Genomic DNA, 14,145 nt, shown 5'->3' with positions numbered 1-14,145 from the left:
CAGAGTGCGTGAAGTAAAATCTCACGCACTTTTTCTTTCTTTTGTATGCGTTGATGTATCCCATCTAAAAACTTATGAATCGAGAATCCAACTTTACTCAATTTGTCTTTACCGAACTGTTACCTTTTTTCAATCAATTTCCAACGAAATATTTCACTGGCAAAAATAATGTTCAAATCGCTTATCGTCATTTAATCCACGCAAAAAGTGCGGATAGAAAATTGATGATTTTAGTGAATGGCCGTGCTGAAAATATGTTGAAATGGTCGGAGTCAGCTTATGATTTTTATCATCAAGGCTATGATGTGTTGCTATTTGATCACCGTGGTCAAGGCTATTCAACCCATTTTTTGAAGGATTCTGAAAAAGGGCATTTAGACGAATTTCGTTTCTATGTCGATGACATGGCGAAAATCATCGAAAAAGTGACCACACTTTTCAATTATTCCACGCAGCATTTGCTTGCTCATTCGATGGGCGCATTGATTGCAACCTATTATTTGGCAAATTGTGAGCATCGCATTAATAAAGCAGTACTTTCTTCGCCTTTTTACGGTATTTCTTTAAAACACCCTATTAGAGATGAACTGATTATTGCCCTGATGAATATGTTAGGGCAGGGAGAGCGTTATGTTTTTGGTAAAGGGCCTTACCAACAAGCCAACTTGGAATACAATGAACTAAGTTTCTGTAAAACTAGAATGAAATGGATGAATCGTGTAAATCGTAAGAATCCAGCAATTCATCTTGGCGGACCAACGTTCTGTTGGGTACATTTGTGTTTAAATGCAATTAAACGCTTGCCGAAAGTTATTCCTAAGATTGAAATTCCAATCCTAATTTTACAAGCCGAAAAAGAAAAAATAGTAGATAACAATACCCTCGATAAATTAACCGCACTTTTTCCTAATGCTCAATGTAAAGTTGTATTCAATGCTAAACATGAGGTGTTATTTGAGCAAGATGAATTGAGACAGGAAACAATATCTAAGATTTTAGTATTTTTGAATAATGAGTAGATTTTTATTCAATAATATATTTAATGTGTAGATAAAATATTCAAACAGGTGTGTTTTTCAAAAAATGGTTTGACATATTTTCTAAAAAACGTATTATACCGCTCACACCGATTGTGGTGAGATGGCCGAGCAGGCTGAAGGCGCTCCCCTGCTAAGGGAGTATGGGGTTAAAAAGCTCCATCGAGGGTTCGAATCCCTCTCTCACCGCCATTGTTGTTTTATTTATTCTGCACCCGTAGCTCAGCTGGATAGAGTACTCGGCTACGAACCGAGCGGTCAGAGGTTCGAATCCTCTCGGGTGCGCCATTTTAAAACGGCTCTATCTTCTAAAAATGGTCATGAATAATTAAAGCATCATCTACGCACCCGTAGCTCAGCTGGATAGAGTACTCGGCTACGAACCGAGCGGTCAAAGGTTCGAATCCTTTCGGGTGCGCCATTTCATTTTATTCAAGTCTATTGATTTCCACTTACTTTCTAATAATCACAGTATTTGCTATATTGTAATTATCTTTTATTTGTAAAATTTTAAATTATGACAAGACAATCTTTGCCTCATGGCTTTAGTTTATTTTCTTGGGGATTAGCTATTTTTTGTGCCCCAGTATTGTTATGTCCGATGGCGCTGTTGCTTTCCACTACATTTGAGAAAAATTCAAACTTAGAAACTTGGCAAGTTAATTTATTCTCAATATTTTTTTGGATTTATCCTATTATTCTTGCGGTGGTAGCTCGAATGTTATATCGCCTACATCAGAGAAAACCAAAATTGGCTTTTAAATTATTGGTATTAAGTGCGGTCATTTTTTATATAGCTTTAATTACGATTTGTAAAATCGGTTTATAAAAAATCCTACGATAAAACGTAGGATTTTTTTATGCTATTTTATTTTTTCTTTGTTGGTCGTTGCCAATCTTGAATATGGCGTTGAGGAACTCGTGTAATCACTAATTCATTTTCACCTACATCGCGTGTAATTGTTGTCCCAGCACCAATAGTTGCGCCATTTGCGACTTTTACTGGCGCGACTAATTGTGTATCCGATCCAACAAACACATCATCACCGATGATCGTTTTAAATTTATTTGCGCCATCGTAGTTACAGGTGATGACACCCGCACCAATATTACAATTTGAGCCGATTTCTGAATCGCCAACATAGGTCAGGTGATTTACTTTAGAACCTTTACCAACGGTAGATTTTTTAATTTCTACAAAGTTACCGACATGCGTTTCAGCTGCGAGTTCTGCACCTGGGCGTAAACGAGAAAATGGACCAATTGCGGATTTTTCTCCCACTACAGCATCCTCTAGTACTGAATAGGGTTTTATTTCTACATCATTGCCAATAACAACATTTTTCAATACGCAACCTGCGCCAATTTTTACGCGATCGCCGAGTTTAACACTACCTTCGATAATAACATTAACGTCGATTTCCACATCTTTTCCATGCTCTAATGTTCCACGTAGGTCAAAACGAGCTGGATCGTAGATCATTACGCCTTCAAGTAATAATTTGGAGGATTGTTTATTTTGGAAATAACGTTCAAGTGCGGCTAATTGTAAGCGATTATTTGCACCTTCAACTTCCATGACATCTGTTGCTTGTACCGCAACAACTTGGCAATTATCTTGGTTTGCGAGAGCAATAAGATCCGTTAAGTAATATTCGCCTTGAGCATTATTATTGCCTACACGAGCTAGCCATTTTTTGAAACTTGCGCCATCGGATACCATAACACCAGTATTTACTTCTTTAATATTTAGTTGATCTGCATTTGCATCTTTTTGTTCTACAATTGCCACAACATTCCCATTTTCACGGATAATTCGTCCATAGCCTGTTGGGTTATCTAAATTTACGGTAAGTAATGCAATGCCATTTTCTGGTTTCGCTTCAATTAATTTTTCTAATGTTTCTTTAGTTATTAATGGTGCATCGCCGTAAAGTACAACAATATTTTCGTTATCTTTAAAGAAAGGTGCCGCTTGTTGAACTGCATGTGCTGTGCCAAGTTGTTCTGTTTGTAATACCCAATTTACTTGTTCATTTGCAAGATGGGAACGCATTAAGTCTCCACCATGGCCATAGATTAAATGAATATTTTCTGCGCCTAATTGATGAGCAGTATCAATTACATGTTTTACCATTGGTTTACCAGCTATTGTATGTAGAACTTTAGGTAAATCGGAATACATGCGCGTTCCTTTTCCAGCTGCTAAAATTACCGCACTTAATGCTTTTGTAGTCATAGATTTTCTCTTTATTTATCAATAATAATGGGAGATATTTTATCGTAGAAAGGAGAAGATGATAAGTTTTTAAATTAAGGAAGTTATGGCTTTTTAGATAGGAAAAAACCGATGGCTTCCCATCGGTTTTCTGAATTTTAAAGTGGTTAAAAGAGAAATTATTTAATTTCTACTTGTGCACCAGCTTCTTCTAATTCTTTCTTAAGTGCTTCAGCTTCTTCTTTAGAAACACCTTCTTTTAATGCTGCTGGAGCAGATTCAACTAAATCTTTAGCTTCTTTTAAGCCTAAACCAGTTGCACCACGTACTGCTTTGATTACTGCTACTTTGTTAGCACCAGCTGCTGCAAGAATTACGTCGAATTCAGTTTTTTCTTCTGCTGCCGCTGCGCCGCCTGCTGCTGGAGCTGCTGCTACTGCTGCCGCTGCTGAAACACCGAATTTTTCTTCCATCGCTGCGATTAATTCAACGATTTCAGTTACAGTTTTTGAAGCAATCGCTTCAATGATTTGTTCGTTAGTTAATGACATAACAATCAATTCCTAAAATAAATAAAGTTAGATGAAGTAAGAAACGCTTAATGATTAAGCAGCTTCTTGTAATTTGTCGCGTAATGCCGCGAAGGTGCGAGCAAGTTTGCCTGCTGCAGCTTCTTTCATTGTGCCCATTAAACGTGCAATCGCTTCTTCGTAAGTTGGTAATGTTGCCAAGAATTCAACATCTTGGATTTTACCTTCAAAGGCTGCACCTTTAATTTCAAACTTATCGTTTGCTTTAGCAAACTCTTTGAACAAACGAGCAGCTGCGCCCGGATGTTCGTTAGAGAACGCGATAAGTGTTGGACCTACAAACGTATCTTTTAAGCATTCGTAATCTGTGCCTTCAACTGCGCGACGTAATAAAGTATTACGAACTACACGCATTGTAACGCCAGCTTCACGTGCTGATTTACGTAATTCAGTCATTTTCTCAACAGTTACACCGCGAGAGTCCGCGATTACTGCTGAAAGTGCACCTTTGGCTGCTTCATTTACTTCAGCAACAATTGCTTGTTTGTCTTGAAGATTTAATGCCATTGGCTTTTAGCTCCTGAATACACTCCGATTACTCGGAATTAATTTACCTAATCCTAAGACTAGGATGACTTCGGCGCCCAGAAGCAAGAAAAATTCTTATTCTGTTCACCATCTACGTAGGATAATTAAGATTACTCCCCTACGGTCTTGGATGGGGCTTGAATAGGTCAAGCACCAACCAGAAATTTGTTAGATTGACTAACACAGGCGCAGGATTATAGAGAAAAGCTATGTTCTTGTAAAGAATATTGTTGAAAAAAGAGCCAAATTCCTATGATAGCTTCTCTACTAATTCCACTGCAGCCCCAATATAAGTAGTGGGTGTTAATTTTTGTAAACGTAATTTTTCTTCTTGTGGAATATCCAACTTATCAATAAATTCACGCATAGCCTGTTCTGTCACTCGTTTACCTCGCGTTAATTCTTTTAATTTTTCGTAAGGTTTTTCTATTCCGTAGCGACGCATTACGGTTTGAATTGGTTCAGCCAAAACTTCCCAGTTTTGATTGAGTTCTTCTAATAAGTGCGGTTGATTTACTTCAAGTTTACTCATGCCTTTGCGTGTTGAAGCATAAGCGATCAAACAATAACCTAATCCTACGCCTAAATTACGTAATACGGTTGAATCTGTTAAGTCACGCTGCCAGCGAGAAATTGGTAATTTTTGACCTAAATGGGTCATCACTGCATTGGCTAATCCTAGATTGCCCTCTGAGTTTTCAAAATCAATTGGATTGACTTTATGTGGCATGGTAGAAGAACCAATTTCGCCTGCAATCGTTCGTTGTTTAAAGTGATTTAATGCAATGTATCCCCATAAATCCCGATCAAAATCAATGATAATAGTATTAAAGCGGACTACGGCATCAAAAAATTCAGCGATGTAATCGTGCGGCTCAATTTGCGTGGTATAAGGATTCCATTGAATACCTAATGAAGTGACAAATTCTTCGCTGAATTTATGCCAATCAATATTAGGATATGCCGATAAATGCGCATTGTAGTTACCTACCGCACCATTGATTTTACCTAAGATTTCCGCATTCTGAAGTTGTTTAAATTGACGTTTTAGGCGATAAACGACATTCGCCATTTCTTTGCCCACTGTGCTTGGTGAAGCTGGCTGACCATGTGTGCGAGAAAGTAATGGAATCGTTTTATATTCTTCTGCAAGACGAGTGATTTCATCAATCAGTTTTTGCCATTCTGGTAAAATAACTTCGTCACGAGCGGTGCTTAACATTAATGAGTGAGAGAGGTTGTTAATATCTTCTGAGGTGCAAGCGAAGTGAATAAATTCGGAAACATTCACTAGTTCCACTTCATTTTGAATTTTTTCTTTCAGAAAATACTCAACGGCTTTCACATCGTGATTGGTTGTGCGTTCAATTTCTTTAATACGCGCAGCATCTGTTTCATTAAAATTAGCCACAATTCCATCTAAAAAAGCATTTGCTTGAGTAGAAAATGGCGGTACTTCGGTAATGTCTGCCGTTGAAGCTAATTTTTGTAACCAACGAACTTCCACAGCTACACGGAATTTCATTAACCCGAATTCGCTAAAAATAGCGCGTAATGGCGTTACTTTATCTTGATAACGACCATCAAGAGGGGAAAGTGCGGTCAGTGTAGAGAGTTGCATAAATGTTTGCTCCAGAATTGTATTAATAAATAGAAGAATAAATCTGTTTTGCGGTGGCAAGTAATTTTCTGCGGAAAAATAAAATTTGCCATTTTGTTCCGCCCATTTGTTTCCATAGCACAGCAGAGCGAATGCCTGCAAGTAGCACTGCACGAATTTTATTTTGCACGAGTTCTTGTCGCAAATAATCAGGCGAACCTAGTATGTGAATTTTTTTGCCCAATGGGCTAATAACGTCGCTGTAAATATTTGCCATAATAGATAGCATTGTTTCACTATCGCGAGCGTAATGAATTTCCTGTTCTTTTAGGCGAGAAATTCGATTGCCTAATGTTTGTTTGGCATCGGGATTTTTCGATAATTTCCCTTCTAATGCCAAAAGGCTTAGCCAATAGCGAGTTAAATTTTGATCGCCTTGTGCATTGAGCTGATGAATTAAGGTTTCTAGACCTAATTTTAAATGACGAACTTCCCCACCAAAAACATCTTCGATTCGTTGTGGTTGGGTAATGAAAAGGCTATTAAGTGCGGTTAAAAATGTATCTGAATCTGCTCGACTTTCTGTTGCAAGTTGATGAACCAATTTTGCTGATTGGCACACTCCAGCAAGGGCAAGAACAATATCGTGGTAGTTTTTCATTAGAAAATATTAGGAAAACGTTTCCGTTAAATATAGCATTTTTAACCTAGCTTTTGAACTCGAACATTAAAAAAGCCTAGAGTTTCTGGTATGATGTGAGAACAGTTTTAAGGTATTAAGGATTGATTATGGCAAAACCAATTGTTTTTAGTGGCGTGCAGCCTTCTGGTGAATTAACTATTGGAAATTATTTGGGCGCGTTGCGCAACTGGGTAAAAATGCAAGAGGATTATGAATGTATTTTCTGCGTAGTTGATTTACATGCGATCACTGTGCGTCAAGATCCTGTTGCCCTTCGTAAAGCAACGCTTGATGTGCTTGCACTTTATTTGGCATGCGGAATTGATTCAAATAAAAGTACTATTTTTGTTCAATCTCACGTTCCAGAACACACACAATTAAGCTGGGTGTTAAACTGCTACACCTATTTCGGTGAAATGAGCCGAATGACCCAATTCAAAGATAAATCCGCACGTTATGCAGAAAATATTAACGTGGGTTTGTTTGATTATCCAGTGTTAATGGCGGCGGATATTTTACTTTATCAAGCAAAAAGCGTGCCTGTTGGCGATGACCAAAAACAACACTTAGAAATTACGCGTGATATTGCAAACCGCTTTAATGCGCTTTATGGCAATATTTTCACCATTCCTGAAATTTTCATTGGAAAAGCAGGTGCGCGTATTATGTCATTGCAAGATCCTGAAAAGAAAATGTCAAAATCAGATGATAACCGCAACAATGTAGTGACACTTTTGGAAGATCCAAAATCTGTGGCGAAGAAAATTAAACGTGCTGTAACAGATTCAGATGAGCCGCCTGTTGTTCGTTATGATGTGCAAAATAAAGCGGGTGTATCCAATCTTTTAGATATTCTTTCTGCGGTTACGGATAAGCCAATTGCTGATCTTGAAAAAGAATTTGAAGGTAAAATGTACGGACATTTAAAAACAGCTGTAGCGGATGAAGTCTCAACCCTACTTGCTGGTTTACAAGAACGTTTCCATCAATATCGTAATGATGAAGCTTTATTAGATAATATCTTACGACAAGGTGCAGAAAAAGCGCGTGCAAAAGCACAAGAAACCTTGGCGAAAGTGTATGAAGCAGTGGGTTTTGTTGCTGCAAAATAATCTGAATAAAAGGGATAATATTATGGCAATTCAAACTGAAAAACCGATTGAATGTGTAGGTTGTAACACATTTGATATGAAATCACTTTTCGATAATCGTGATTGTAGTCAGGTTATTGAATATATTTATGACAGTGAAGAACAAGCGCAAGAAGCACTCGCATTTTTTACTCAGAAAGCGCGTGATGTAGAAAGTGAACCTTGTGAAATTAAATCTGAAATTACAAAAGTGGATGATGGTTATTTATTAAAGGCAGATTTCACTTTCTGTTGCCAAGCTGAATTGGTGATTTTTCAAATGCGTATTGCGTAAGAAAAACAGCTAAAAATAAGCCGCACTTTTGCGGCTTGTTTTGTGATTAGTGTTCTACAAAGCTTAAGGCGGTTTCAATTACTTCAACTCCCGCACCTTGTTTAAACGCATTTTCACTTAAATAGCGTCGCCATTGACGAGCACCTTTGCAATTTTGAAATGCACCTAACATATGACGGACGATATGATTAAGGTGTATGCCTTGGCTAAGTTGTTGTTCAATATAAGGAAGCATTGACTGTACCGCTTCATGAGCGGTAACAATTGGTGCGTTAGGATCAAATAAGGCTTGGTCAATTTGCCCAAGTAAACTTGGATTTTGATAGGCCTCTCGCCCAACCATCACGCCGTCCACATATTGCAAATGTTGTTTCATTTCTTCAATGGTTTTTATGCCGCCATTAATTGCGATAGTTAGATGTGGAAAATCACGTTTTAGTTGATACACACGAGCATAATCTAATGGCGGAATTTCTCGATTTTCTTTGGGACTTAACCCTGAAAGCCAAGCTTTTCGTGCATGGATAATAAACTCTTGGCAACCTTTTCCTTGAACTTTTTCAATAAAATCACATAAAAATTCATAGCTGTCTAATTCATCAATACCAATACGTGTTTTCACAGTGACTGGAATTTTGACCGCACTTTGCATTTGTGCTACACAGTCTGCCACTAAATCTGCTTTCGCCATTAAGCACGCGCCAAACATTCCATTTTGTACGCGATCAGAAGGGCATCCTACATTGAGATTAATTTCGTGATAACCTCGTTCCTCAGCAAGTTTTGCACAATGTTTGAGTTGCTCAGGATCGCTTCCTCCCAACTGTAACGCAACGGGATTTTCTTGTAAATCAAAATCCAAGTGATCGTATTTGGCATGAATAATCGCAGGTGCGGTGACCATTTCAGTGTAAAGTAACGCATGCTTTGAAAATTGGCGATGAAAATAACGACAATGGCGTGTTGTCCAATCTAACATTGGCGCAACAGAAAAACGGCCGCGGTAAAAGTGCGGTAGATTTTGAGGCATTTTTATTTCTCTTGTTCTGTTTTGCTGCGTAATTCTTCGGCTTGGCGAGCTTGCATTTGCTGGCGAAAACGGCCTGCAGCAAAGTGGTAAAATGGTTTTGGGCTAAATTGGCGCGAGATTATGGAGGCAATAATGCTGGAAATCAAGAGCCAAATGAGAACGGGTTGTGCGCCTGTCATTTCCATTACAACAACACTGGCGGTAACTGGTGATTGTGTGCCGCCAGCTAAAAATGCCGCCATACATAAAATCACCAAAAAACGTTGATCGACCATACCACCACTGAGATCCCATAGCATTGCGCCAATGCCTGCGCCTGTTGTCAGTGATGGGGTAAAGATACCACCGGCAATACCATTCCAATAAGTGGTCACCGTTGCTAAAAGTTTAAGGATACCAATTTCAGGATCTATGGCTTGCCCTTCTAAGACGCGTGCAACAACCTCATAGCCAGTGCCATAGGTTTGTCCGCGAGTGTAACTGCCGAATGCGGCAAGCGCTAAACCCAATAATAAAGCAATACAAATAGGATGTTGGCGAACCCAGCCACGCCATTTTTCAGGTGATAATCCTGCGATACCTTTTGCTAATAATCGTCCGAATATGCCACCTAGAATGCCACAAACCACCCCACAAATTGCAAGCCAAAGATAGAGATAAGAAACAGATGTTACCCCTTGATAACGTGGAAAATAAGGGCTGTTTCCTTGAATCGCGACAAGAATAAAACCAGCGGCTAATACCCCCATCAATACGCGCCGTTCCCAACGTAACATTACGCCACGTCCAAGTTCTTCAATCGCAAATATCACTCCAGCCAAAGGTGCATTAAAGGCAGCAGCAAGCCCACCCGCTGCACCTGTAGCAAGTAATTCATTGGTGCTTAATCCTCTAAACGCTAAATTATGTTTTCTACAATAATTACCCCATGCAAGCATGACAGCCGCACCAACTTGTACTGATGGACCTTCACGCCCAACAGAGGCACCGATAAGCATAGCCAGAAAGGTAAGAGGAATTTTCCAAATAGTTTGGTTGAATTCAACTAATTTGGTTTTATAGCTACTATGAGGAAGATTAATTGATGCAATGACTTGCGGAATACCGCTTCCTCCTACATAGGGAGTATATTTTTTCGTAAACCAACTCAGGCAAGCCATGCCTAGGGGTAACATAAACCAAACTGCAATAGGATATTTAGATGACCAGTGAGCGTTTAGTTCTAGACCAAGATCGGACAATTTAGCAAAGCCAAATGAAAAGAGTGAGACAAATGTCGCACCTATAATTAGGCAGATAAATTCTAAACTTTTGTGGGAAATTCTGTGTGTTTGGCGTAGCTTTTTATGGAAGAAATAGCGTAAGTGAAATTTGAGCGAGCGTAACATAATCATATTAATTTAATACTAATTAAGTAGAAATTATAAAACTGTCATTTTGCTGGGGCAATTGGTTTGGCATTTTGAATAAAAAGTGCGGTGAATTTTGTAAGAGTTTTTTTGTACGCAACTAAAGATCCTTTCACGGATCTTTGGCTCTGTTTAATTATTGACAATAAACCTCAGAACGATTAAAATTCGCCGTCTATTTCTGTATGGAAGTAGATTTTTTGAACAACATTCTATTATTGAATAACATTTAAACTGGAGCTTTTTTAATGGCAACTATCAACCAGCTAGTACGCAAACCGCGTGTGAAAAAGGTTGTAAAAAGCAACGTTCCTGCATTAGAGGCTTGCCCGCAGAAACGTGGTGTATGTACCCGTGTATATACTACAACTCCTAAAAAACCAAACTCAGCGTTACGTAAAGTATGTCGTATCCGCTTAACTAACGGTTTTGAAGTAACTTCTTATATTGGTGGTGAAGGTCACAACCTTCAAGAACACAGTGTTGTATTAATCCGTGGTGGTCGTGTTAAAGACTTACCAGGTGTGCGTTACCACACAGTACGCGGTGCATTAGACTGTGCAGGCGTTAAAGATCGTAAACAAGGTCGTTCTAAATACGGCGTTAAACGTCCTAAAGCTTAATGGTTCTCCGTTAAGTAAGGCCAAACGTCTAAATTAGCAAAACAATTTAAACCATAAACTCCAGTCAAAAGCGCTTTGCGCTGCAAATTTTCTCAATGAGAAATATTGCTGATGGGTTTTGGATATCCTGAAGATTAAAATACGGAGAAATTCGCAATGCCACGTCGTCGTAGTGTTGAAGCACGCAAGATTCTTCCAGATCCGAAGTTCGGTTCAGAATTACTTGCAAAATTTATTAATGTAATCATGGTAGACGGTAAAAAATCCGTTGCTGAATCAATCGTTTATGGTGCTTTAGAAACTTTAGCACAACGCACAGGTAAAGAGCCTTTAGAAGCGTTTGAAGTTGCACTTGAAAACGTACGTCCAACTGTTGAGGTTAAATCTCGTCGTGTTGGTGGTTCTACTTACCAAGTACCAGTTGAAGTGCGCCCTGTACGTCGTAACGCATTAGGTATGCGTTGGATCGTTGAAGCAGCACGTAAACGTGGTGATAAATCAATGGCTTTACGCCTTGCAAACGAATTATCTGATGCTTCAGATAATAAAGGTGCAGCAGTGAAAAAACGTGAAGACGTTCACCGTATGGCTGAAGCTAACAAAGCATTTGCTCACTACCGTTGGTAATAAGTTTTTGAATTTAAAGGGCTTCATCGTTGATGAAGCCTTACCCTTATATAAACTGATATTAAATAAACAAGGTTATAATAATGGCTCGTACAACCCCTATTGAAAGATATCGTAATATCGGTATCAGTGCGCATATTGATGCGGGTAAAACTACTACTACTGAGCGTATCTTATTCTATACTGGTGTTAGCCACAAAATCGGTGAAGTGCACGATGGTGCTGCAACGATGGACTGGATGGAACAAGAACAAGAGCGTGGTATCACCATTACCTCTGCAGCAACAACTGCATTCTGGTCTGGTATGTCACAACAATTCCCACAACATCGTATCAATGTTATTGATACTCCGGGACACGTGGACTTTACTGTTGAAGTAGAACGTTCTATGCGTGTTCTTGATGGTGCGGTAATGGTGTACTGTGCGGTTGGTGGTGTTCAACCACAATCTGAAACCGTATGGCGTCAAGCTAACAAATATGAAGTTCCGCGTATTGCGTTCGTAAACAAAATGGACCGTACTGGTGCTAACTTCTTACGTGTTGTTGAACAATTAAAAACTCGCTTAGGTGCTAATGCGGTTCCACTTCAACTTCCAATTGGTGCAGAAGAAAACTTCACAGGTGTCGTTGACCTAATCAAAATGAAAGCGATTAACTGGAATGAAGCAGACCAAGGTATGACTTTCACTTATGAAGATGTGCCTGCAAATATGCAAGCGGACTGTGAAGAATGGCGTCAAAACCTTGTAGAAGCAGCAGCTGAAGCATCTGAGGAGTTAATGGAGAAATACTTAGGCGGTGAAGACTTAACTGAAGAAGAAATTAAGTCTGCATTACGTCAGCGTGTATTAGCAAGTGAAATTATCTTAGTAACCTGTGGTTCTGCGTTCAAAAACAAAGGTGTTCAAGCTATGCTAGATGCCGTTGTTGAATATTTACCAGCGCCAACAGATATTCCAGCTATTAAAGGTATCAATCCAGATGAAACTGAAGGCGAACGTCATGCAAGTGATGAAGAACCATTCTCTTCATTAGCATTTAAAATTGCAACTGACCCGTTCGTAGGTAACTTAACATTCTTCCGTGTGTATTCTGGTGTTATTAATTCTGGTGATACAGTATTAAACTCTGTACGTCAAAAACGTGAACGTTTTGGTCGTATCGTACAGATGCACGCTAACAAACGTGAAGAAATTAAAGAAGTTCGTGCAGGTGACATCGCAGCTGCTATCGGCTTAAAAGATGTAACTACTGGTGATACATTATGTGCAATTGAAGCACCAATTATCCTTGAGCGTATGGAATTCCCAGAGCCAGTAATCTCTGTTGCGGTAGAACCAAAAACTAAAGCTGACCAAGAAAAAATGGGCTTAGCATTAGGTCGTTTAGCACAAGAAGACCCTTCATTCCGTGTTCACACTGATGAAGAATCTGGTGAAACCATCATCTCTGGTATGGGTGAATTACACTTAGATATCATCGTTGACCGTATGAAACGTGAGTTCAAAGTGGAAGCAAACATTGGTAAACCACAAGTATCTTACCGTGAAACTATCCGCACTCGTGTTAATGATGTGGAAGGTAAACACGCAAAACAATCTGGTGGTCGCGGTCAATATGGTCACGTTGTTATCGACTTATATCCATTAGATCCAGAAGGTCCGGGTTATGAATTTGTAAACGAAATCAAAGGCGGTGTAATTCCTGGTGAATACATTCCTGCGGTTGATAAAGGTATTCAAGAACAACTTAAATCTGGTCCATTAGCTGGTTACCCAGTAGTTGATCTTGGTGTACGTTTACACTTCGGTTCATACCATGATGTTGACTCATCTGAATTAGCGTTTAAACTTGCTGCATCTTTAGCATTTAAAGCAGCATTCGCAAAAGCAAACCCAGTATTACTTGAGCCAATTATGAAAGTTGAAGTTGAAACTCCACCTGAATACGTTGGTGATGTAATTGGTGACTTAAGCCGTCGTCGTGCTATGGTTAACGGTCAAGAAGCGAACGAATTCGTTGTTAAAATCGATGCAGAAGTTCCACTTTCTGAGATGTTCGGTTATGCAACAGACTTACGTTCACAAACTCAAGGTCGTGCATCATACTCAATGGAACCGTTAAAATATGCTGAAGCTCCAACAAGTGTTGCTGCTGCAGTAATTGAAGCGCGTAAAAAATAATTTTTGTAAACCAGCGGTGTAAAACATGATTGTTTTAGACCGCACTTCTTAGGAAACATTAGCAATGTCTAAAGAAAAATTTGAACGTACAAAACCGCACGTAAACGTGGGTACAATCGGCCACGTTGACCACGGTAAAACAACTTTAACAGCAGCAATCACAACCGTATTAGCAAAACACTACGGTGGT

Annotated in this window: 15 protein-coding genes and 3 tRNA genes; 11 read left to right on the top strand and 7 right to left on the bottom strand. The window is 39.1% G+C overall.

Features of this window, described 5'->3' with window-relative positions; all coding sequences use genetic code 11:
- The first annotated feature begins 74 nt into the window (after positions 1–74).
- The 5 genes from DV424_RS07325 to DV424_RS07305 all read left to right on the top strand — a co-directional run bounded on the left by DV424_RS07325 (position 75) and on the right by DV424_RS07305 (position 1,866).
- The gene (locus tag DV424_RS07325) at positions 75–1,019 is read left to right on the top strand and encodes an alpha/beta fold hydrolase (protein ID WP_118859574.1); all 945 of its coding nucleotides are present in this window, start codon (positions 75–77) and stop codon (positions 1,017–1,019) included.
- Positions 1,020–1,134: 115 nt separating this feature from the next.
- Positions 1,135–1,229, top strand: a tRNA-Ser gene (locus DV424_RS07320).
- Positions 1,230–1,248: 19 nt separating this feature from the next.
- Positions 1,249–1,325 (top strand) — tRNA-Arg (locus tag DV424_RS07315).
- Positions 1,326–1,381: 56 nt separating this feature from the next.
- A tRNA-Arg gene (locus tag DV424_RS07310) sits at positions 1,382–1,458 on the top strand.
- A 96-nt stretch (positions 1,459–1,554) separates the two neighbouring features.
- Entirely contained in the window at positions 1,555–1,866 is a 312-nt protein-coding gene (locus tag DV424_RS07305; protein ID WP_118859573.1) for a DUF5389 family protein, read from the top strand.
- Between the two features lie 39 nt (positions 1,867–1,905).
- On the opposite strand, the gene glmU is transcribed toward DV424_RS07305, so the two are convergent.
- The 5 genes from glmU to hflD form a co-directional block, all read right to left on the bottom strand.
- On the bottom strand, positions 1,906–3,276 hold the full coding sequence (glmU, locus tag DV424_RS07300) for a bifunctional UDP-N-acetylglucosamine diphosphorylase/glucosamine-1-phosphate N-acetyltransferase GlmU (protein ID WP_118859572.1): 1,371 nt from the start codon (positions 3,274–3,276) through the stop codon (positions 1,906–1,908).
- Between the two features lie 158 nt (positions 3,277–3,434).
- Complete coding sequence (gene rplL, locus DV424_RS07295) at positions 3,435–3,806, bottom strand: 50S ribosomal protein L7/L12 (protein ID WP_009501111.1); 372 nt, start codon at positions 3,804–3,806, stop codon at positions 3,435–3,437.
- A 54-nt stretch (positions 3,807–3,860) separates the two neighbouring features.
- Complete coding sequence (gene rplJ / locus DV424_RS07290; protein WP_005626605.1) at positions 3,861–4,352, bottom strand: 50S ribosomal protein L10; 492 nt, start codon at positions 4,350–4,352, stop codon at positions 3,861–3,863.
- A 271-nt stretch (positions 4,353–4,623) separates the two neighbouring features.
- Positions 4,624–5,994 (bottom strand): adenylosuccinate lyase, encoded by a 1,371-nt coding sequence (purB, locus tag DV424_RS07285; RefSeq protein WP_118859571.1) that lies wholly within the window; start codon positions 5,992–5,994, stop codon positions 4,624–4,626.
- Between the two features lie 22 nt (positions 5,995–6,016).
- On the bottom strand, positions 6,017–6,634 hold the full coding sequence (gene hflD / locus DV424_RS07280; RefSeq protein ID WP_005638526.1) for a high frequency lysogenization protein HflD: 618 nt from the start codon (positions 6,632–6,634) through the stop codon (positions 6,017–6,019).
- Between the two features lie 128 nt (positions 6,635–6,762).
- Here hflD and trpS point away from each other — a divergent pair, with 128 nt between their 5' ends.
- Positions 6,763–7,767, top strand: coding sequence for a tryptophan--tRNA ligase (gene trpS, locus DV424_RS07275; RefSeq protein ID WP_105887959.1), 1,005 nt, complete (start codon positions 6,763–6,765; stop codon positions 7,765–7,767).
- A 22-nt stretch (positions 7,768–7,789) separates the two neighbouring features.
- A complete protein-coding gene (locus tag DV424_RS07270; protein WP_040034176.1) occupies positions 7,790–8,080 on the top strand; it encodes a YfcZ/YiiS family protein in 291 nt (96 codons plus the stop codon).
- A 46-nt stretch (positions 8,081–8,126) separates the two neighbouring features.
- Here the strand turns inward: DV424_RS07270 and dusA are convergent, their stop codons facing one another.
- Both dusA and DV424_RS07260 read right to left on the bottom strand, forming a co-directional pair.
- Positions 8,127–9,110, bottom strand: a complete 984-nt coding sequence (dusA, locus tag DV424_RS07265; RefSeq protein WP_118859570.1) for a tRNA dihydrouridine(20/20a) synthase DusA — start codon at positions 9,108–9,110, stop codon at positions 8,127–8,129.
- A gap of 2 nt (positions 9,111–9,112) precedes the next feature.
- Positions 9,113–10,498 (bottom strand): chloride channel protein, encoded by a 1,386-nt coding sequence (locus tag DV424_RS07260; RefSeq protein ID WP_192880667.1) that lies wholly within the window; start codon positions 10,496–10,498, stop codon positions 9,113–9,115.
- Positions 10,499–10,767: 269 nt separating this feature from the next.
- On the opposite strand from DV424_RS07260, the gene rpsL reads away from it, so the two are divergent.
- From rpsL to DV424_RS07240, 4 genes are all read left to right on the top strand, one after another.
- Positions 10,768–11,142: a 30S ribosomal protein S12 gene (gene rpsL / locus DV424_RS07255; protein WP_005543325.1), complete on the top strand. Its 375-nt coding sequence runs from the start codon at positions 10,768–10,770 to the stop codon at positions 11,140–11,142.
- Between the two features lie 156 nt (positions 11,143–11,298).
- On the top strand, positions 11,299–11,769 hold the full coding sequence (gene rpsG, locus DV424_RS07250; RefSeq protein WP_005626581.1) for a 30S ribosomal protein S7: 471 nt from the start codon (positions 11,299–11,301) through the stop codon (positions 11,767–11,769).
- Positions 11,770–11,852: 83 nt separating this feature from the next.
- Positions 11,853–13,955 carry an elongation factor G gene (gene fusA / locus DV424_RS07245; protein ID WP_005643407.1) on the top strand — a complete coding sequence of 701 codons (2,103 nt, stop codon included), beginning with the start codon at positions 11,853–11,855 and terminating at the stop codon, positions 13,953–13,955.
- Positions 13,956–14,019: 64 nt separating this feature from the next.
- A partial coding sequence (locus DV424_RS07240) for a GTP-binding protein (protein ID WP_230589789.1) occupies positions 14,020–14,145 on the top strand: 126 nt, incomplete at its 3' end.

Origin of the sequence: Haemophilus haemolyticus, from assembly GCF_003493605.1 — a bacterium.
GTDB lineage: Bacteria > Pseudomonadota > Gammaproteobacteria > Enterobacterales > Pasteurellaceae > Haemophilus > Haemophilus haemolyticus_J.
This window is presented reverse-complemented; position numbering and strand designations above follow the sequence as displayed.

Excerpts from the sequence above, each read along its gene's own strand:
- DV424_RS07325 (WP_118859574.1), top strand. The coding sequence starts at position 75 with ATGAATCGAGAATCCAACTTTACTCAATTTGTCTTTACCGAACTGTTA.
- DV424_RS07305 (WP_118859573.1), top strand. The coding sequence starts at position 1,555 with ATGACAAGACAATCTTTGCCTCATGGCTTTAGTTTATTTTCTTGGGGA.
- glmU (WP_118859572.1), bottom strand. The coding sequence starts at position 3,276 with ATGACTACAAAAGCATTAAGTGCGGTAATTTTAGCAGCTGGAAAAGGA.
- rplL (WP_009501111.1), bottom strand. The coding sequence starts at position 3,806 with ATGTCATTAACTAACGAACAAATCATTGAAGCGATTGCTTCAAAAACT.
- rplJ (WP_005626605.1), bottom strand. The coding sequence starts at position 4,352 with ATGGCATTAAATCTTCAAGACAAACAAGCAATTGTTGCTGAAGTAAAT.
- purB (WP_118859571.1), bottom strand. The coding sequence starts at position 5,994 with ATGCAACTCTCTACACTGACCGCACTTTCCCCTCTTGATGGTCGTTAT.
- hflD (WP_005638526.1), bottom strand. The coding sequence starts at position 6,634 with ATGAAAAACTACCACGATATTGTTCTTGCCCTTGCTGGAGTGTGCCAA.
- trpS (WP_105887959.1), top strand. The coding sequence starts at position 6,763 with ATGGCAAAACCAATTGTTTTTAGTGGCGTGCAGCCTTCTGGTGAATTA.
- DV424_RS07270 (WP_040034176.1), top strand. The coding sequence starts at position 7,790 with ATGGCAATTCAAACTGAAAAACCGATTGAATGTGTAGGTTGTAACACA.
- dusA (WP_118859570.1), bottom strand. The coding sequence starts at position 9,110 with ATGCCTCAAAATCTACCGCACTTTTACCGCGGCCGTTTTTCTGTTGCG.
- DV424_RS07260 (WP_192880667.1), bottom strand. The coding sequence starts at position 10,498 with ATGTTACGCTCGCTCAAATTTCACTTACGCTATTTCTTCCATAAAAAG.
- rpsL (WP_005543325.1), top strand. The coding sequence starts at position 10,768 with ATGGCAACTATCAACCAGCTAGTACGCAAACCGCGTGTGAAAAAGGTT.
- rpsG (WP_005626581.1), top strand. The coding sequence starts at position 11,299 with ATGCCACGTCGTCGTAGTGTTGAAGCACGCAAGATTCTTCCAGATCCG.
- fusA (WP_005643407.1), top strand. The coding sequence starts at position 11,853 with ATGGCTCGTACAACCCCTATTGAAAGATATCGTAATATCGGTATCAGT.